Origin of the sequence: Tetragenococcus solitarius NBRC 100494 (assembly GCF_001544195.1) — a bacterium.
Lineage (GTDB): Bacteria > Bacillota > Bacilli > Lactobacillales > Enterococcaceae > Tetragenococcus > Tetragenococcus solitarius.
Genome location: NZ_BCPY01000011.1, coordinates 29,290 through 47,779, shown reverse-complemented (window position 1 = coordinate 47,779; position 18,490 = coordinate 29,290). Strand labels below are relative to the sequence as shown.

At 37.7% G+C, this 18,490-nt stretch carries 18 protein-coding genes; 14 read left to right on the top strand and 4 right to left on the bottom strand.

Going from position 1 to position 18,490, the window contains the following annotated elements; genetic code table 11:
• Positions 1-701: 701 nt before the first annotated feature.
• Both guaA and coaA read right to left on the bottom strand, forming a co-directional pair.
• The gene (guaA, locus tag TS1_RS05145) at positions 702-2,249 is read right to left on the bottom strand and encodes a glutamine-hydrolyzing GMP synthase (RefSeq protein ID WP_174519323.1); all 1,548 of its coding nucleotides are present in this window, start codon (positions 2,247-2,249) and stop codon (positions 702-704) included.
• Between the two features lie 58 nt (positions 2,250-2,307).
• Positions 2,308-3,231: a type I pantothenate kinase gene (gene coaA / locus TS1_RS05140; protein WP_068708520.1), complete on the bottom strand. Its 924-nt coding sequence runs from the start codon at positions 3,229-3,231 to the stop codon at positions 2,308-2,310.
• Between the two features lie 198 nt (positions 3,232-3,429).
• Here coaA and TS1_RS05135 point away from each other — a divergent pair, with 198 nt between their 5' ends.
• From TS1_RS05135 to TS1_RS05080, 12 genes are all read left to right on the top strand, one after another.
• On the top strand, positions 3,430-4,041 hold the full coding sequence (locus TS1_RS05135; RefSeq protein WP_068708518.1) for a class I SAM-dependent methyltransferase: 612 nt from the start codon (positions 3,430-3,432) through the stop codon (positions 4,039-4,041).
• A complete protein-coding gene (locus TS1_RS05130; RefSeq protein ID WP_068708516.1) occupies positions 4,038-5,054 on the top strand; it encodes a LacI family DNA-binding transcriptional regulator in 1,017 nt (338 codons plus the stop codon). Before TS1_RS05135 ends, TS1_RS05130 begins: the two co-directional genes overlap by 4 nt.
• Positions 5,055-5,230: 176 nt before the next feature.
• The gene (locus TS1_RS05125) at positions 5,231-6,532 is read left to right on the top strand and encodes a pyrimidine-nucleoside phosphorylase (protein ID WP_068708514.1); all 1,302 of its coding nucleotides are present in this window, start codon (positions 5,231-5,233) and stop codon (positions 6,530-6,532) included.
• A 125-nt stretch (positions 6,533-6,657) separates the two neighbouring features.
• A complete protein-coding gene (cdd, locus tag TS1_RS05120) occupies positions 6,658-7,056 on the top strand; it encodes a cytidine deaminase (protein ID WP_068708512.1) in 399 nt (132 codons plus the stop codon).
• Positions 7,057-7,119: 63 nt separating this feature from the next.
• Positions 7,120-8,190 carry a BMP family lipoprotein gene (locus tag TS1_RS05115; RefSeq protein WP_068708510.1) on the top strand — a complete coding sequence of 357 codons (1,071 nt, stop codon included), beginning with the start codon at positions 7,120-7,122 and terminating at the stop codon, positions 8,188-8,190.
• A gap of 219 nt (positions 8,191-8,409) precedes the next feature.
• Positions 8,410-9,948: an ABC transporter ATP-binding protein gene (locus tag TS1_RS05110; RefSeq protein ID WP_407701887.1), complete on the top strand. Its 1,539-nt coding sequence runs from the start codon at positions 8,410-8,412 to the stop codon at positions 9,946-9,948.
• Positions 9,941-11,074 (top strand): ABC transporter permease, encoded by a 1,134-nt coding sequence (locus TS1_RS05105; RefSeq protein ID WP_068708506.1) that lies wholly within the window; start codon positions 9,941-9,943, stop codon positions 11,072-11,074. The genes TS1_RS05110 and TS1_RS05105 overlap by 8 nt, the downstream gene beginning before the upstream one ends.
• Positions 11,074-12,030, top strand: coding sequence for an ABC transporter permease (locus TS1_RS05100; RefSeq protein ID WP_068708504.1), 957 nt, complete (start codon positions 11,074-11,076; stop codon positions 12,028-12,030). Before TS1_RS05105 ends, TS1_RS05100 begins: the two co-directional genes overlap by 1 nt.
• Positions 12,031-12,160: 130 nt before the next feature.
• A complete protein-coding gene (locus tag TS1_RS05095) occupies positions 12,161-12,979 on the top strand; it encodes a purine-nucleoside phosphorylase (RefSeq protein ID WP_068708502.1) in 819 nt (272 codons plus the stop codon).
• 12 nt (positions 12,980-12,991) lie between these two features.
• Complete coding sequence (deoD, locus tag TS1_RS05090) at positions 12,992-13,696, top strand: purine-nucleoside phosphorylase (protein WP_068708500.1); 705 nt, start codon at positions 12,992-12,994, stop codon at positions 13,694-13,696.
• A 182-nt stretch (positions 13,697-13,878) separates the two neighbouring features.
• Positions 13,879-14,244, top strand: a complete 366-nt coding sequence (locus TS1_RS05085) for a hypothetical protein (protein ID WP_068708498.1) — start codon at positions 13,879-13,881, stop codon at positions 14,242-14,244.
• A gap of 233 nt (positions 14,245-14,477) precedes the next feature.
• Positions 14,478-15,668 carry an iron-containing alcohol dehydrogenase gene (locus TS1_RS05080; RefSeq protein ID WP_068708496.1) on the top strand — a complete coding sequence of 397 codons (1,191 nt, stop codon included), beginning with the start codon at positions 14,478-14,480 and terminating at the stop codon, positions 15,666-15,668.
• A 71-nt stretch (positions 15,669-15,739) separates the two neighbouring features.
• Here TS1_RS05080 and gpmA read toward each other — a convergent pair whose 3' ends face one another.
• Positions 15,740-16,408 (bottom strand): 2,3-diphosphoglycerate-dependent phosphoglycerate mutase, encoded by a 669-nt coding sequence (gene gpmA, locus TS1_RS05075; RefSeq protein ID WP_068708493.1) that lies wholly within the window; start codon positions 16,406-16,408, stop codon positions 15,740-15,742.
• A gap of 125 nt (positions 16,409-16,533) precedes the next feature.
• Positions 16,534-17,208, bottom strand: coding sequence for a ribose-5-phosphate isomerase RpiA (gene rpiA / locus TS1_RS05070; RefSeq protein ID WP_068708491.1), 675 nt, complete (start codon positions 17,206-17,208; stop codon positions 16,534-16,536).
• Positions 17,209-17,500: 292 nt separating this feature from the next.
• On the opposite strand from rpiA, the gene rpsL reads away from it, so the two are divergent.
• Positions 17,501-17,914, top strand: coding sequence for a 30S ribosomal protein S12 (gene rpsL / locus TS1_RS05065; RefSeq protein ID WP_068708489.1), 414 nt, complete (start codon positions 17,501-17,503; stop codon positions 17,912-17,914).
• A gap of 50 nt (positions 17,915-17,964) precedes the next feature.
• Positions 17,965-18,435 (top strand): 30S ribosomal protein S7, encoded by a 471-nt coding sequence (gene rpsG / locus TS1_RS05060; RefSeq protein WP_068708487.1) that lies wholly within the window; start codon positions 17,965-17,967, stop codon positions 18,433-18,435.
• Positions 18,436-18,490: the final 55 nt, after the last annotated feature.

The window sequence follows — 18,490 nt, the reverse complement described above, 5'->3', positions numbered from 1 at the left end:
CATTTAAAATACTGATAAAACTTACGTTTGTTCTTTTCCTTATACTGTATTTATTTATTTCACAAGTTCAAAACTAGGAAAAGAGTTAGAACAAGGGATTATTGGTTTTTCTTTCCTTAATAGTTACCTAGAGCATAATTTTTTATCTATTGGGTATATATTTTTTTAAGGAAAAAGATGTAAATTAGAGAGATTTAATAAGGAGTTGTAATTATGAATTTGGTTTTAGGAGGCGCTGCTCTAGTATGCTTTTTTGGTAGTCTTTCCGTGTTTACTCCTAAAGTATCATGGAGAGATCTCACTATTTATATTAGAAAAAATAAACAAGAGTATCTTACATTCAGTAATAAATTTAGAGGACGGTATTTATTTTTTTTGGCTGCTTTTTTTTAGCGTTATTTATAGTTAATTTATTCATTCCTTTCAAAGTCTCGCCAATCTTAGTATTTCTTTTATTTTTATTATTGCTTGCAGTTGCCAGAACAATACTTGAAATACAGTGGCGAAAGTTTTATTTAAAACAAGAGGAAAAGAAGAAATAAGATATCAAGATGAATAAAATAACAAAAATTAAGGGAAATTAATGTCATTTAAATGGTTTAGAAGAAGAATGAAAAAATTGTGTTGTTACTTTTAGTGTTACTTTTTAAAAAAATAATCCTCCAAATCCTTTATACAAAAGGATTTGGAGGTCATTTCTACTATTCCCACTCCACTGTTGCCGGCGGCTTACTCGTCACATCATACACGATGCGATTTACATGATCGACTTCGTTTACGATACGTACGGAGATTTGTTGCAATACATCCCATGGAATGCGCGCAAAGTCAGCGGTCATACCGTCAATAGAAGTGATGGCGCGGATACCAACTGTGTAATCATAAGTTCGTTCATCGCCCATCACACCGACAGAACGGATGCCTGGTAGTACGGTGAAGTATTGCCAAATATCACGGACTAAGCCAGCGTTCGCGATTTCTTCACGTAAGATTGCGTCAGATTCACGGACAATCTCTAGTTTTTCTTCTGTTAACTCACCTAATACGCGAATTCCTAGACCAGGACCAGGGAATGGTTGACGCCAAACGATGGCATCGGGCATACCAAGTTCGGTTCCTAATGCGCGTACTTCATCTTTAAACAATGTATTCAATGGCTCAATTAGTTGGAAGCTCATTTCTTCTGGTAGACCACCCACGTTATGATGAGATTTAATGGTTTGCGCGGTTTCCGTGCCTGATTCGATAACGTCGGTATAAAGAGTTCCTTGGGCTAGGAAGCTGATGCCTTCTTTACCCGCCAATTTAATGGCTTCGTCATTAAACAAATAAATAAATTCGTTACCGATAATTTTACGTTTTTGCTCAGGATCGGAAACTCCTGCTAGTTTATCTAGGAAACGTTTTTGAGCGTCTACCTTAATAATATTTAAACCAAATTTGCCGCCTAAACTTTCCATGACTTGTTCAGCTTCGTTCTTGCGTAATAAACCATGGTCGACAAAAATACAAGTCAATTGATCGCCGATAGCTTTGTGTAAAAGCACGCCAACAACACTGGAATCCACACCGCCAGACAAAGCTAGCAGCACTTTTTTGTCGCCGACTTTTTCGCGGATATTAGCGGTTTGCATATCGATGAAATTTTCCATGCTCCAATCGCCTTTACATTGACAGATGTCTAAGGCGAATTCTTTTAATAAATCATTGCCGTACTCAGTGTGGCGAACTTCTGGGTGAAATTGTACCCCATAAATTTTACGTTCTGCATTTTGAATGGAAGCAATCGGGCAATCTTTGCTGGTTGCCACCACTTCAAAATCCTTAGGAACGTCCTTGACTAAGTCACCATGACTCATCCAAACAGTTTGTTTTTCAGGGGTAGAGCTAAATAGTGTCGCTTTTTCTGAAGTAATCTCAATCCCAGCTTTACCATATTCGCGATTTTGGGCTCTTTCTACGGTACCGCCTAGACGGTGTGTTACTAACTGCATGCCATAGCAAATGCCCAAAATAGGAATACCCAATTCAAAAATTTCTTCATCAATACCAAATGAATCTGTATCATAGACACTATTTGGACCACCGGACAAGATAATTCCTTTTACATTCATTTTCTTTATTTCTGCAGCCGTGGTTTTATGACTTAACAGCTCAGAAAAAACCCCGCAATCGCGTATGCGTCGGGTAATGAGTTGATTATATTGGCTGCCGTAGTCTAATACAATAATTTTTTCTACGTCTGCCAATTGCTCAGCGTTATTCAAAATGTTTTCCCTCTATTCTACTTAGATTTAAATAAAACGTTCAAAATTTGCGTAGCAATATTTGATCAATCTTATGGTAATCTGTTTTATGAAGAATTATATCTGCTCGAGAGCGTGTGGGCAAGATAAATTCTCTTAAATTTTTTAAATTCACATTTTTCCATACAGATTTGGCCATGTCAATCGCTTCTTTACGATCTCCCATGGCATATTCATAGTAATAATTGGATGGATCTTGAAAGGCAGTATCCAGCAAAGATTCAAAACGTTCTAAATACCAACGTTCAACTAGAGCAGGATCCGCATCGACATAAATCGAAAAATCAAAAAAGTCGCTAATATAGATTTGTTGGTTTGCAGGTAGCTGGAATACATTAATTCCTTCAACAATCAAGATATCCGGTTGCGAGATGGTTTCATACTCGCCTTCAATAATATCATAGCTTTTATGTGAATAAAGTGGGATTTTCAAATTTTTTTCACGCGACTTTACACTATTTAAAAAATCAATCAGCCGTTCCATATCATAGCTTTCAGGAAACCCTTTACGATCCATAATACCACGCTCTTTTAAAACACGATTAGGATATAAAAAGCCGTCCGTCGTAATTAATTGTACGTCTTGTTTAGGAAATAAACGAGATAAGAGTGTTTGTAAAAGTCGCGCTGTTGTGCTTTTTCCTACAGCTACACTTCCAGCAATGCCAATAATAAAAGGAGGGACTTTTATATAGCGATGTAAGAAAAGACCTTTGCTTAAAGTCAGTGATTCGTATTCTTTCATATGTAAATGAATCATGTGGCACATTGGGATATAAACATCTTCTACGTCCTGCATTGAAATCCGGTCGTTCAAACTTTTTATACTATCTAATTCCTCTTGTGTTAACGGCGTATGCTTAGGAGAATAAAAGCCTTGCCATTCAGTACGGGGAATTTGATAGAAATTCATATATTCTTCCATGGGTCCTCCTCATACGAAGTGGTGAAAAGATAAGTTGCTTATCTTTGGACCGCTATCATTTCTAAAAATAGTCAAAGATATTTTAACATAAAAATGGAAGAGGTCCTAGCAACAGTAGAAAAAAAGCAAGACTTTCATTTACTTTGTCAAAAAAATCGGTATGATAAAAGTAAAATATCAATAAAAAAGAGGGAAACTATGACAAATCACTATTATCAAACAACTCCGACAAGTTCTCATGAGATTTTAAAATGGTCTTTTGAGTTATTCGACAAAGATTTTCAATTTACAACAGATAGTGGTGTATTTTCCAAAAATACCGTTGATTATGGGTCAAGAGTACTTATACAAGCCTTTTCTTTTGAACAATTACCTGAAGGAAGCATTTTAGAGATTGGTTGTGGCTATGGCCCAATTGGGTTAGCGATTGCTTATGCGAGTGGACGTCTGGTTGAAATGACGGATGTAAATGAACGCGCGGTTTATCTGGCTGAACAAAATGCATACAACAATCAGATTACAAATGTTGACATTCACCTTTCTGATATTTATACCGACGTTCATGAAAAGCAATATGCAGCAATTTTAAGTAATCCCCCAATACGGGCAGGAAAAAAAGTGGTCCATCAGATTATTGAAGATGGTTATTGTTATTTGCAAGAAGCAGGAACGCTAACTATTGTTATACAAAAAAAGCAAGGAGCACCTAGTGCACAAAAGAAAATGGAGGAAGTCTTTGGCAATGCTGCAGTGATTAAAAAAGATAAGGGATATTATATTATTCAAAGTGAAAAGAGGGGAAGAAGATGAAGTTAACGATCCGGCAAATAGCCGAAATGGCAGGTGTTTCAGTTACCACCGTTTCGCAGATATTAAACCATAAAGGTGGTCGATTTAGCGCTGTTACTCGTCAACGTGTCCATGATATTGTTGAAAAATATCAATATAAACCAGACTTTTTTGCTTCTAATTTAGTCACACGCCATTCAAAGACAATTGGCATGATTGTTCCGGATGTAACTGATTCTTTCTTTTCCAAGATTGTAGAAGGAGCTGAACGTTATGCCAATCCTTTAGGCTATATGCTGGTCCTTTGTAATTCACATCATAATTTAGGAAAAGAAATCCAATTGTTACAGCAGTTGGCTGATCGTTCTGTAGAAGGTGTGCTTTTGGCGACACCTAACGTTCTGCCAGCAGAGTATGGGACTGATAGTAAATTTGCTAAAACGATGCCGTTAGGCTTGATTGATCGAGGAATCAACCAGCGAGATAAAGGACGTCTAATTGTTAAAGAATATGAAGGAGTTTACCAGGCAGTTTCTTATTTAATAAAAAAAGGACATCATAATATTGGGCTTATTAAGGAAAATACGAGTTATTATCAATTAGAAGAACGCTATAATGGTTATCGTCACGCTTTAAAAGATGCTGGAATAACCTTTAAAAAAGAAAACGTAGCGACTGCTGATTTAACAGTTGAAGGGGGATATTCTGGCGCTCAACAATTATTGAAGAGTAAAAAACTCACAGCTATTTTCTGCAGTAATGATGCTATGGCTATGGGTTGTTATCGCGCTATTTACGAACAAAATTACCGGATACCTGAGGATATTTCGGTAATTGGGTTTGATGGATTGGATTTTTCTAAATTTATGACACCTCCATTAACTACGATAAAGCAACCTGTATTTGACATTGGTTTCACCGCAGCCCAATTTATTATTGATTCAATTGAATTTCCGGAACGGCAAATTCCGAACAAAATTTTCGAAACAAAATTAATTTTTCGTGAGAGCGTGAAGGACCGAGCAAGTAAATAGTTTAATTTTTGGAAATGCTTGCAATTACGATTGACAATCAAGAAGGCGTCTTGTATTCTATGTTTAGAAAAGGCTTTCAATATTAAACTTGTTTAGTAAAACGGTTTACTTATGCGTTTTACCTTTTCTTAAAGTATTGTATAATAACTGAAAATCAGGAAGCGAGGTTCGTTTTAATGCGTATGGTCGATTTGATTGAAAAAAAGCGAGATGGGCAAGCTTTAACCAAGGAAGAAATTGAGTTTATCATTCAAGAATATACAGCAGATAAGATCCCTGATTACCAAATGAGTGCTTTTCTTATGGCAGTTTTTTATGAAGATATGACAGACGAAGAGATTGTTGCTTTGACCTTAGCAATGGCTAATTCGGGAGAAAAAATTGATTTATCTTCTATTCATGGTATTAAAGTTGACAAGCATTCAACTGGCGGCGTTGGAGATACAACGACGTTAGTTTTAGCGCCCTTAGTTGCTAGTGTTGGCGTACCCGTTGCAAAAATGTCAGGGCGTGGTTTAGGTTACACTGGCGGTACGCTGGATAAATTAGAATCGATTCCGGGTTTTAAAATTGAGCTTTCTGATCATGCGTTTATTGAAGAGGTAAATAAAAATAAAGTAGCTGTTATTGGCCAAAGTGGAGATTTAGCGCCAGCTGACAAGAAACTTTATGCTCTGCGAGATGTAACGGCAACGGTTGATTCCATTCCTTTAATTGCTAGTTCAATTATGAGTAAGAAAATCGCAGCAGGCGCTGATGCGATCGTCTTAGATGTGACAACTGGCGAAGGCGCCTTTATGAAAAATTTGAAAGATGCTAGACGCTTGTCACATATGATGGTTCGTATTGGAGAATTAGCAAAACGCAAGACAATGGCAGTGATTTCTGATATGAGCCAGCCACTGGGCCAAGCCATTGGAAACAGCCTAGAAGTGATTGAGGCCATTGAAACCTTGCAAGGAAGAGGTCCTGCTGACTTATTGGAAATGTGTTATGTACTTGGTAGTCAAATGGTTGTATTAGGGCAAAAAGCGGAAACGTTAGAAGAAGCTCGTGATTTGTTAGAAAAAGCCATTTCTTCGGGAGCGGCTTTTGAAACCTTTCAGCGGATGATTAAAAACCAAGACGGCGATGAAACGATTTGTCAGCATCCTGAGCAATTATTAACAGCACAATTTGAAATAGAGCTACCTGCTAAAACGTCTGGGGTTGTGACAAAATTAGTTGCTAATGAAATCGGAATTGCGGCGATGCTATTAGGTGCAGGGCGCCAGACAAAAGAAGCAGCAATTGATCATAGTGTAGGCTTGAAGTTACATAAAAAAGTTGGCGAAAAAGTTGAAAAAGGGGAGCCTTTATTAACAATTTATAGTAATAGTCAACAAAATGAGCAGGTTGAAGAATTATTATATGAAAACATCCACATTGGTCCATCAGCTGACAAACCAACATTAATCCATGAAATCATCACAAGCTAGCAGTTAAAAACTAGTAAGAATAGTTACCTTTGTTGGCCTTTTTAACGTGATTAAAAGTATACAAAACCAAAAAAATTATTGCTCTTGAAACGAATATAACAAAAATTAGCATGAGGAGGTGGAAGATGGCAAAAGCAAAAAAAGAATGGATACTCAGGGCACAAAAAGCATTAGAAAAGGCTTATGTACCTTATTCGCACTTTCCGGTAGGAGCCTGTTTAATCACAAAACAAGGACAAACTTATCAAGGCATTAATATCGAAAATGCTTCTTTTGGGTTAAGCAATTGTGCAGAACGCACAGCAATATTTAAGGCGGTATCTGAAGGGGAACGAGACTTTAAGCATTTGGTTATTGCTGGCAATACGTTACAACCCATTTCACCATGTGGTGCTTGTCGTCAAGTGATGGCTGAATTTTTCAGCCAAGATATGCCTGTGACGCTTGTTGGCAAAAACGGTGTGTTAAAAGAAATGACAGTAGAGCAACTATTGCCATACTCGTTTACTGGGCAGGATTTATAAAGGATTCAAACGGTTAGAAGCTGTTTAAATTAAAAAATATTTTTTAGGAGGATTCACATTAAAATGAAAAAAGCAAAATTATTTGGGTTTGGTACGATAACAATGCTTAGCGCTTTACTATTAGGGGCCTGCGGGAATGGTGGAGGTTCAGGCGATGGCGGAGGCAGTGGCGATGGTGCCAGCGCGCCAGCGGCTTTGATTACTGACACAGGCGGCGTTGATGATCGTTCATTTAACCAATCTGCTTGGGAAGGATTACAAGCATGGGGAAAAGAGAATGATTTGGAACGCGGCAATGACGGCTATCAATACTTCCAGTCGTCCAATGAGTCCGACTATATCCCTAATATCGACCAAGCTTTAAATGCTGGCTTTAAGACAATATTTGGAATTGGCTATAAATTGCAGCCAGCGATTGAAGAGCAAGCGCAAAACAATCCAGATACGAATTTTGTTATCGTAGACGATGTTGTTGAAGGTGATAATGTCGCTTCAGCAACCTTTAAAGACCAGGAAGCTGCTTACTTAGCTGGGATCGCAGCTGCTTATACTACAAAAACAGATAAAGTTGGTTTTGTAGGGGGTGTTGAAGGAGAAGTTATTGACCGCTTTGACGCTGGTTTTGCAAAAGGAGTAGAAGATGGCGCCGAAAAACAAGATAAAGATATCAAAGTATTGAACCAGTATGCGGGTGATTTCTCTGCACCTGATAAAGGTCGCTCAATCGCTCAAGGTATGTATTCTCAAGACGCAGATATTATCTACCATGCTTCCGGTGCTACCGGAAATGGTGTATTTCAAGAGGCAAAGTCACGCAATGAATCAAATGACGATAAGGTTTGGGTAATTGGTGTTGACCGTGACCAAGAAGATGAAGGAAATTATACCAAAGATGGAGAAAAAGACAACTTCACTTTAACTTCTACGCTAAAAGGTGTAGGAACGGTTGTACAAGATTTAGCGCAAAAATCAGCGGATGACAAATTCCCTGGCGGAGAACACTTGGAATACGGGTTAGACGAAGATGGTGTTGGTTTAACCGATGGCTACTTATCTGATGAAGCCAAAAAAGCAGTCGAAGAAGCTAAAGATGATGTTATCAATGGCGATGTAGAAGTTCCTGAAAAACCATAGAGTAATAAGTTCGTTTATCGCCGGCATTGTGTCGGCGATAGCGAATGGATTTTTTCTTTCAATAAAGCTTGAGGAAAATCGCATAAGTCTGTTTTTCCTTTTTTTATTGAGAGAAAAAAGCTCTCTATTATAATAAGTAAACGGCTTGTCGATTGTTTGTTTCAGAATTACTTCTAAAGGATGTGAAAAAAGGTGTCAGAAGAACAATTTGTCGTGGAAATGCGCGATATTACAAAAGAGTTCGGGCTCTTTAAGGCAAATGATCGGGTGAATTTGCGGCTGAAAAAAGGAGAAATTCACGCTCTGTTAGGGGAAAATGGGGCGGGAAAATCAACACTGATGAATATGCTCTCAGGTTTATTAGAACCAACATCTGGGAAAATCCTCATCAATGGAAAAGAAGTAACAATTGCTGGTCCAAATACAGCGAATCAGCTGGGTATCGGCATGGTTCACCAGCACTTTATGCTAGTAGATGCGTTTACAGTGACGGAAAACATTATCTTAGGCAACGAGCCGAGCCATTTAGGGAAAATTGATCGGAAAAAGGCGCGTCAAGACATTATGGAAGTTTCTAAACGTTATGGATTACGTGTTGACCCGGATGCTTATGTACGGGATATATCCGTAGGAATGCAACAACGTGTAGAAATTTTGAAAACATTATATCGTGGTGCAGATGTATTAATTTTTGACGAACCTACAGCAGTATTAACGCCTCAAGAAATTGATGAACTCATCGATATTATGCGAGGGTTAGTCAAAGAAGGCAAATCAATTATTTTAATCACCCATAAATTAGATGAAATCAAGTCAGTGGCAGATGAATGTACTGTGATTCGGCGAGGTAAAGGTATCGGCACAGTAACCGTTAAAGATGTGTCTTCTCAAGAATTAGCGGATATGATGGTGGGACGTTCGGTTTTATTTAAGACAGATAAAAAAAAAGCCAAACCCAAACAAACTGTTTTATCTATTAAAGATTTAGTTGTTAAAGAAAATCGTGGAGTTGAAGCAGTTAAAGGGCTTGATTTGGACGTTCATGCGGGAGAGATCGTGGGAATTGCTGGGATTGATGGTAATGGTCAATCTGAATTGGTTCAAGCATTAACAGGTTTGCGCAAAGCTGAAAGCGGAACAGTTCAGTTGAAGGGAGAAGACATTACAAATTTACGTCCTAGAAAAATTACTGAAAGTGGTGTAGGTCATGTGCCAGAAGATCGACATAAATACGGCTTGATTTTAGATATGTCCATTGCCGAAAATTTTGTTTTACAAAACTATTATTTAGAGCCTTTTAGTAAAAATGGCACATTAAACTATGGTAAGATTCACGAATATGCACGAAAATTAATTGAAGAATATGATGTACGAACAGTCAATGAAGTAGTACCGGCCCGCTCCTTATCTGGAGGTAACCAGCAAAAAGCCGTGATTGCAAGAGAAGTCAGCCGTGATCCTGACTTATTAGTGGTTGCTAATCCGACTCGTGGTTTAGATGTGGGTGCTATTGAATTTATTCATAAACGTTTAATTAATCAAAGAGACAACGATAAAGGGGTACTTCTTGTTAGTTTTGAACTGGACGAGATATTAAACGTATCTGACCGGATTGCAGTCATCTATGATGGAAAAATTGTGGGCGTGGTAAAGCCGGAAGAAACTTCCGAACAAGAACTGGGGTTATTAATGGCCGGTTCTTCTTTGGAAAAAGCGAGACAAGAACTTGCTCAACAGGAGGTAACAGCCGATGAATGATCGTAATGCAAAAATTCGTAATATTTTAGTACCTGTCTTATCGGTTATTTTAGGACTTGTCATTGGCGCAATCATTATGGCGGCTTTTGGTTTCAACCCAGTTATTGGCTATCAGTCTATGTTGAACGCTTCTTTAGGTAACTTGAGAAGTATTGGTGAAACATTACGTCAAGCGACGCCTTTAATTTTTACTGCTTTAGGTTTTTCAATTGCCAATTCGGCGGGCTTTTTCAATATTGGTCTTTCAGGCCAGGCCTTATGCGGCTGGCTAGCGAGTGTTTCGTTAGCGCTGGTTTTTCCTGATTTACCTAAAGTTATATTATTACCCCTTTGCATTATTGCCGGAGCTTTAGCAGGTGCTTTAGCGGCTGCGGTTCCAGGTGTTTTGCGTGCTTACTTTGGTACGAGTGAAGTCATTGTAACGATTATGATGAATTATATCGTTTTATACCTAAGTACCTTTATTTTACAAGGGGTAATGCCAGAAAGCTTTCGTTCCAGTTTGGATTCGTCAAATCGGATTACAGAAAATGCGAGCTTGAGCATGGACAGCCTTTCAAGATTTTTTGGCGGTTCACGGGTAAATGCAGGATTATTTCTAGCTTTGTTTGGTTTAGTGGTCGTTTGGTTTATTATGAAAAAAACAACTTTGGGATATGAAATACGCGCTGTCGGATTAAATCCTAATGCATCTGAATATGCTGGAATGAGCAGCAAAAGGACAATTATTTTATCCATGGTTCTTTCTGGCACATTTGCTGGTTTAGGCGGGGTGGTAGAAGGACTAGGAACGTACCAAAACTTTTTTGTTCAGACAGAATCACTTTCCATCGGTTTCGATGGGTTAGCGGTCTCGCTATTAGGAGCAGGTTCTTCCATCGGCATTTTACTTGCCGCTTTATTATTCAGTATTTTACAAATTGGTGGTTTAGGGATGCAAACGGGTGCAGGCGTGCCGTTTGAAATTGTCAACGTTGTTATTGCGTTGATTATCTTCTTTGTAGCAATCAGCTATATTATGCGTGTACTGCTTGCCAAAATCATGCCAGATAAAAGAAAAGAAGAGGTTGTTCAAAATCTTGAATCTACATCAGGCAATCAAGACGGTAAAGGAGGCGGCCTATAATGTCGACAGTGAGTTTAATATCTTTAATTTTAACATCTGCTTTGGTTTATTCGACTCCTTTGATTCTTACCGCATTAGGAGGTACATTTTCTGAAAGAAGTGGTATTGTAAACGTAGGTCTAGAAGGTATTATGGTTATGGGCGCCTTTAGCGGGATTGTGTTTAATCTGGAAAATGCAGGGAAATTCGGCGGTTGGACTCCTTGGCTTGGAATCCTTGTTGGAGGTTTAGTAGGGATGTTATTTTCCTTGCTACATGCGGCAGCAACCGTTAGCTTTCGAGCAGATCATATTATCAGTGGTACTGTGGTTAACTTAATGGCGCCAGCACTGGGAGTCTTTTTAATTAAAGTTTGGTATGGTAAGGGACAAACAGATAATATCGATAGTAACTTAGGTTATTTTTCTTTCCCTGGGTTAAAAGACATCCCGGTTATTGGAGATATTTTCTTTAAAAATACTTTTTTACCAGCTTATCTAGCAATTATTATTGCTATTATTTCTTGGTATATTATTTCTAAAACACGCTTTGGTTTACGCTTGTGTTCTGTGGGAGAACATCCACAAGCAGCAGATACGCTAGGTGTCAATGTTTATTTCTTCCGTTATTCGGGTGTTTTACTTTCTGGCTTGTTAGGTGGTATGGGTGGTGCGATTTTTGCACAATCGATTTCAGGAAACTTTTCGGCGGGTACAATCGTTGGTCAAGGGTATATCTCATTAGCTGCGATGATCTTTGGCAAATGGAATCCATTAGGTGCGATGGGAGCGGCTATATTCTTTGGCTTTGCGCAAAGTTTGAGTATTATTGGTGCACAGCTTCCCGTTATTTCTTCTATTCCGCCAGTGCTTTTACAAATTGCGCCATACCTATTAACAATTATCGTTCTCGTTTTATTCTTGGGACGTTCTTCTGGTCCTCAGGCAAGCGGGAAAAATTATGTGAAGTCTAAATAAATAATATGAGAAAAAGGGCGGGCTTAGGGAATTTCGACAGTACCGCTCTTTTTTTGAAAATAAATGAGATGGATGTTTTATATTCTTTGAATTGTTAAGATAAAAAATATATAAAATGAGGAGTGTTTAAATGAGTTCGTTACAAGAAAAGTTAAAAGAAACAACTGATTTTATCAAAAAAAAGGGAGTAAGTGATGTCGAATTTGGTTTAATCCTAGGCTCGGGTTTAGGAGAATTAGCTGATGAAATCAAAGATCCGCAAGTTATTAGTTATAATCAAATTCCGCATTTTCCTGTTTCTACAGTTACTGGACATGCCGGGCAACTGGTTTATGGAATGCTGGCAGGAAAAAAAGTGTTAGCCATGCAAGGGCGCTTTCATTATTATGAGGGATATTCGATGCAAACGGTGACCTATCCCGTCCGTGTAATGGCTGCATTAAAAGCTCACTCTTTAATAGTGACGAACGCAGCTGGGGGTGTCAATCCTGAATTTACTCCGGGAGATTTGATGCTGATTGCTGATCATATTAATTTTATGGGAGATAACCCTTTGTTTGGTCCTAATATGGATGATTTAGGGCCGCGTTTTCCAGATATGAGTGAAGCTTATCATTTAAATTATCGTAAAAAAGTCAAAGAAGTAGCTAAAAAACAAGAAATTACCTTAAAAGAAGGAAATTATATGGCTTTTTCTGGACCTACTTATGAAACACCTGCCGAGGTTCGTTTTGCGCGGACTGCTGGTGCAGATGCTGTTGGGATGTCAACTGTACCTGAAGTAATCGTTGCGTGCCACAGTGGACTGAATGTATTAGGGATTTCTTGTATTACGAATCTAGCGGCTGGTATGCAGAAAAATTTGAATCACAAAGAAGTAGTAGAAACTACAGAACGAGTCAAAGTTGATTTTAAAACATTAGTCAAAGAGACATTGAAAATATTATAAAGGAGGATCAATATGAGCGTGCATATTGAAGCAAAACCAGGAGATATTGCGGATAAAATTTTACTTCCGGGAGATCCATTACGAGCAAAATATATCGCTGAAACTTTTTTTGAAGATCCAGTTTGTTATAACCAAGTTCGTGGAATGCTCGGCTACACAGGGACTTATAACGGTAAGCGGATTTCGGTGCAAGGTACCGGCATGGGCATGCCTTCTGCTACGATTTATGCGCAAGAATTAATTGAATCTTATGGGGTAAAACGATTAATACGTGTAGGAACTTGCGGTGCACTATCCAAAGATGTTCATGTTAGAGATCTTATTTTAGCTCAAGGAGCGGTAACGAGCTCGGCAATGGTTCAAAAGCATTTCCATGATTTTCATTTTGCGCCGATTGCTGATTTTCATTTATTGAAATCAGCCTACGAAATTGCCGAAAAACAAGGCTTTACCACACACGTAGGGAATATTTTGTCTGAAGATACATTTTACAAAGATGACATGACTGAAACTTTTCAACTTGCCAAATTAGGAATTAAGGGTGTTGAAATGGAAGCGGCGGCTTTATATTATTTAGGTGCAAAATTTGGTATTCAAACTTTAGCCATTTGTACCGTAAGCGATCATATGATTACTGGCGAAGAAACCACTGCTTTAGAAAGACAGACGACTTTTGATGAGATGATCAAGGTTGGACTAGATACAGCCTTAAGTTAAAAACATAGTTAATTTATAAAACAAACAGCTGAGAAATTTTCTAGTTAAAGATTTTTCTTAGTTGTTTTTTTATAGGTTATTTTTAATAGTCAATAAAGGTCGACATAATGGGATATATTTGAGCTAACTAGTTCATTTTCTGATTATTTTCCTCTATTATATATAAAAAGGGGGAATGAATAATGAGATGGGTAATAAAACAAACGGATTTAGATAGGATAAAAGAAGAACATGGGAGTGCTCAAAGTACTGTCGGTTATGCTGATGAACATAAATTGTTAAATATACCTATTCCCAAAATGTATGCAGTTTTGGTGGATGATAATGAACTAAAACTTATTCAGCTAAATATGAATATGGAAGTAAAAAATATTGACACTATCCCTGTAAGTAGTATAGAGGCTATTAAAATTAGCGGAGCTATAATAAAAAAAGTTGTTGTAACAACAAACGGAACTAAAATCAAATTGGCTGTAAAAACACTCGCAGTTGGTATACAAAATGCACAAAAAGAAATGTTGACAAAACTAGGAAGCTTAGCAAAATAAGGCTTCATTTATTTTTTCATCATTAGAATAATAAAGAACTATCTGTATTTCCTTTTAAAGGTATGGATAGTTCTTTTTCTTATGTTGGTGATTCATCGGCTCACTTAAAAAAATAAAAAAGAAGAACTTCACAGTTCTTCATGGCAACTTTTATTTGATAACAAAATATTTATTTTTCAATTTTTGACTTTAAATAAAATTATAGAGATAATATAAGAAAAGGAGGACTTTCCATGGAAAATTTTGACTTTCATGTAACGACAGATATTCGTTTTGGCTATGATCGTCTAGATGAACTACCTCAGGTTTTGAATACTTTTGGTAAGAATGTTTTATTAGTTTATGGCGGCGGCAGTATCAAAAAAAGTGGTTTATACGATAAATTATATGAATTGTTTAATCAAAATGATAATCATGTGGTTGAATTGGCAGGCGTTGATCCTAATCCTCGAATTGAAACAGTACAAAAAGGGGCACAATTGTGTAAAGAAAACGCAGTTGATGTGGTTTTACCTGTTGGCGGCGGTTCTGTTATTGATTGTAGTAAAGCAGTTGCAGCTTGTCGGTTCGTTTCGGGAAATTTATGGGAAAATTTTGTATTAAAACGGAGTTATAACGGTCCAGCATTACCGATAGTTACTGTTCTCACTTTAGCTGCTACAGGTAGTGAGATGAACGGAACTTGTGTAATCTCGAATATGGACGCTCAAATAAAACTGGGAGTACATGGAACGAGTTTACTACCAAAAGTTTCCTTTCTTGATCCAACAAACACCTATAGTGTTAGTTCATATCAAACAGCTGCCGGATCCGCCGATATTCTCAGTCATTTGATGGAAAATTATTTTAACGCAACACCGGGTACTGAAGTTCAAGATGAGATTGCTGAAGGACTGATGAAAACAGTTATTAAGTATTTACCACTTGCTTTAAAAGAACCTGATAATTATACGGCTAGAGCCAACTTGATGTGGGCCAGCACACTAGCTTTAAATGGTTTAGTTGGAAAAGGGAAAAGTGGTTCTTGGTCTTGTCATGCAATGGAACATGAGTTAAGTGCTTTTTATGATATTACTCACGGCGTAGGGCTGGCTATACTGACTCCTAGGTGGATGGCCCATATATTAGATGATGATACTCTTCCTAAATTTCAACGCTTTGCCGAAGAAATTTGGGATGTAAAAGGAGAAGAAGCTAAAAGGACCGCAGAGATAGGCATTCAAAAATTGTACGACTTTTTTGTTTCATGTGGTATTCCAATGACGTTGCCGGAAGTAGGTATTCAAACAGAAGAAAATTTTGAAGAGATGGGTCAACGCGCTGTTGCGCATAGTTCCATTTCAAATCAAGGTTTTGTCCCACTTCATGAAGAAGATGTGGTCTCCATTTATCGTGCCTGTATGTCAGAAACTTCATTTGTATAAAAAAATTTAAAAAAGATAACAAAATAAAAAACCACGTAGGAACATAATCCGACGTGGTTTTTTGCTGCTTTTTATAAATAGTATTTGTCTTTTACACTTAGGTCATCATTTAATTCATAAACACTTGGTTTTCCTGTTGGAATTTCAAGGTCCATAATATCATCATCTGAGATGCCTTCGATATGTTTAGCTAGTGCGCGCAAGGAATTGCCATGTGCTGCAACTAAAACAGTTTTTCCGTCGCGCAAAGCAGGAGCGATTTGATCTTCCCAGAATGGTAATGCTCGTTCTAGGGTCACTTTTAAGTTTTCACCACCAGGAATTGTTCTTGGATCTAAATCGGCATAACGACGATCTGACTTAGGTTCTGTTAATGGAGGCAATACATCATAAGAACGGCGCCAAATGTGTACTTGTTCATCTCCATATTTATCACGTGTATCTTGTTTATCTAAGCCTTGCAAAGCGCCGTAATGACGTTCGTTTAAGCGCCAAGTTTTAATTTCTGGCACCCATAATTGACCTGTTTCTTCTAAGATATAGTGGCATGTTTTAATCGCACGAGTTAAAACAGAAGTATAAGCAACATCAAATTCGATGCCAGCTTCTTTTAATTTACGCCCGGCATCTTTTGCTTCTTCCACACCTTCTGGAGCCAAATCGACGTCAACCCAACCGGTGAATTTATTTTCTTTGTTCCATTCGCTTTTTCCGTGACGTGCAAAAATTAGTTTTGGCATAAAAAAATCTCCTTTTTCATTTAGTTACTGAAATTTTCATTCCTTTACTATTGTACACTTTTTTACTATTTTTTTCCATTGGTAAAAAAAGGGGACTTATTCTTGGCTAAGAAAAGTTATTATTTTTAACGAATCGATGAGATGATCTCAGGACCATTTTGCTTGCCAACAATCACTGTATTCACCATGTCTAAGAATAGACCATGTTCGACTACACCGACGGTTTCATCTAATTCCTTGGCTAAACGTTTCGGGTCAGCAATTTGCTTCAGGTGAAGATCGATAATAGAATGTCCGCTATCTGTTACTTTTAGTTTATTTTCTTCTTTACGAAAGCTAGGGTGATAGCCTTTTTTAGTGAATAAGCGGAATAATTGTTCTTGACCATATGGAACAACTTCTACCGGTAAAGGAAATTCTCCTAATTTATCCACCATTTTTGACTCATCAACAATCCAGATGACTTGATCGGTATAAGTAGCAACAATTTTTTCAAAAAGTAAAGCAGCTCCGCCGCCTTTAATCCCCTGAAAATCCGCACTGATTTCGTCAGCTCCATCGATAATGAGGTCTACTTTTTCGACTTCATCGATTGATTTAATAGGAATACCAATCTCCTCTGCTTGCTTTTTTGAAGTTGCAGAAGTGGGCACGCCAATAATATCCAGCTTTTCTTCTTTTACTTTTCGTCCAATCTCTTTAATCATGTAATAAGCAGTTGAACCAGTGCCAAGCCCAATAGTCATCCCATTTTTTACATAACTAGCTGCTTTTATGCCAACGGATTCTTTTAAGTTCACTATTTTCACTCCTCGTAAATATTCCTTTGCTTACTATTATATCCTTTGAAAATCAAAAATGATAGCGTTATATAAAAATAGTTGGAAAAAGCCGGCAGAAATTGTTGACAACCTATAAAATGCATGGTATTCTTTCAAAGGTGCTTTATAAACAGGTCTTTTTGATGGGACATGCTGACTGTAATAAGTACATCTGATAAAGTGTGCAGTTGATTGCATTCTTTTTTATCGCAAAAAAAGAACCACCTGGATGTGTGGAACTATAAAGCAAATTAAGGGAGGAGGAGACAAAATGCCTACAATTAATCAATTAGTACGTAAACCTCGTAAAACTAGAAGTGAACAATCTGATTCACCAGCATTAAATAAAGGATATAACAGCTTCAAAAAGAAACAAACAACTGTATATTCTCCGCAAAAACGTGGGGTAGCAGTACGTGTTGGAACAATGACACCGAAAAAACCTAACTCTGCTTTGCGTAAATATGCTCGTGTACGTTTATCAAATTTAATTGAAGTAACCGCCTATATCCCAGGTATTGGTCATAACTTACAAGAACACAGTGTTGTATTGATTCGTGGGGGTCGTGTAAAAGACTTGCCAGGGGTACGGTATCATATTGTGCGTGGTGCACTGGATACTGCTGGCGTAAACGATCGTAAACAATCTCGTTCAAAATATGGAACGAAGAAACCAAAATCTTAATTTAAACTACAATTAAAAAACGAATAATTGTTTGAAAGGAGGAATTACGTATGTCTCGTAAAGGTGCTGCAGCAAAACGTGAGGTTTTACCAGATCCTATCTATAATTCAAAATTGGTTACACGTTTGATCAATCGAGTGATGGTTGATGGCAAACGTGGGGTTGCATCAAACATTATTTATAATGCTTTTGATAATATTAAAGAATCTACAGGCAACGATCCATTGGAAGTTTTTGAACAAGCAATGAAGAATGTTATGCCTGTTTTAGAAGTAAAAGCACGTCGTGTAGGAGGTTCTAACTACCAAGTTCCGGTTGAAGTACGCCCTGAACGTCGTACGACTTTAGGTCTTCGCTGGATGGTAAATTATGCGCGCTTGCGTGGAGAACATAATATGGAAGAACGGTTAGCTAAAGAAATTATGGATGCAGCTAACAATACTGGCGGCTCTGTCAAAAAACGTGAGGATACACATAAAATGGCAGAATCAAATCGGGCTTTTGCTCACTATCGCTGGTAAGACCCTCGCTTCTTTATTATTGGTAAAAGATATAACCATGGCAAATTTAAAAGTT

Bases quoted from the DNA above. Each gene is read 5' to 3' on its own strand.
- coaA (WP_068708520.1), bottom strand. From the start codon at position 3,231: ATGGAAGAATATATGAATTTCTATCAAATTCCCCGTACTGAATGGCAA.
- TS1_RS05135 (WP_068708518.1), top strand. From the start codon at position 3,430: ATGACAAATCACTATTATCAAACAACTCCGACAAGTTCTCATGAGATT.
- TS1_RS05130 (WP_068708516.1), top strand. From the start codon at position 4,038: ATGAAGTTAACGATCCGGCAAATAGCCGAAATGGCAGGTGTTTCAGTT.
- TS1_RS05125 (WP_068708514.1), top strand. From the start codon at position 5,231: ATGCGTATGGTCGATTTGATTGAAAAAAAGCGAGATGGGCAAGCTTTA.
- cdd (WP_068708512.1), top strand. From the start codon at position 6,658: ATGGCAAAAGCAAAAAAAGAATGGATACTCAGGGCACAAAAAGCATTA.
- TS1_RS05115 (WP_068708510.1), top strand. From the start codon at position 7,120: ATGAAAAAAGCAAAATTATTTGGGTTTGGTACGATAACAATGCTTAGC.
- TS1_RS05110 (WP_407701887.1), top strand. From the start codon at position 8,410: ATGCGCGATATTACAAAAGAGTTCGGGCTCTTTAAGGCAAATGATCGG.
- TS1_RS05105 (WP_068708506.1), top strand. From the start codon at position 9,941: ATGAATGATCGTAATGCAAAAATTCGTAATATTTTAGTACCTGTCTTA.
- TS1_RS05100 (WP_068708504.1), top strand. From the start codon at position 11,074: ATGTCGACAGTGAGTTTAATATCTTTAATTTTAACATCTGCTTTGGTT.
- TS1_RS05095 (WP_068708502.1), top strand. From the start codon at position 12,161: ATGAGTTCGTTACAAGAAAAGTTAAAAGAAACAACTGATTTTATCAAA.
- deoD (WP_068708500.1), top strand. From the start codon at position 12,992: ATGAGCGTGCATATTGAAGCAAAACCAGGAGATATTGCGGATAAAATT.
- TS1_RS05085 (WP_068708498.1), top strand. From the start codon at position 13,879: ATGAGATGGGTAATAAAACAAACGGATTTAGATAGGATAAAAGAAGAA.
- TS1_RS05080 (WP_068708496.1), top strand. From the start codon at position 14,478: ATGGAAAATTTTGACTTTCATGTAACGACAGATATTCGTTTTGGCTAT.
- gpmA (WP_068708493.1), bottom strand. From the start codon at position 16,408: ATGCCAAAACTAATTTTTGCACGTCACGGAAAAAGCGAATGGAACAAA.
- rpsL (WP_068708489.1), top strand. From the start codon at position 17,501: ATGCCTACAATTAATCAATTAGTACGTAAACCTCGTAAAACTAGAAGT.
- rpsG (WP_068708487.1), top strand. From the start codon at position 17,965: ATGTCTCGTAAAGGTGCTGCAGCAAAACGTGAGGTTTTACCAGATCCT.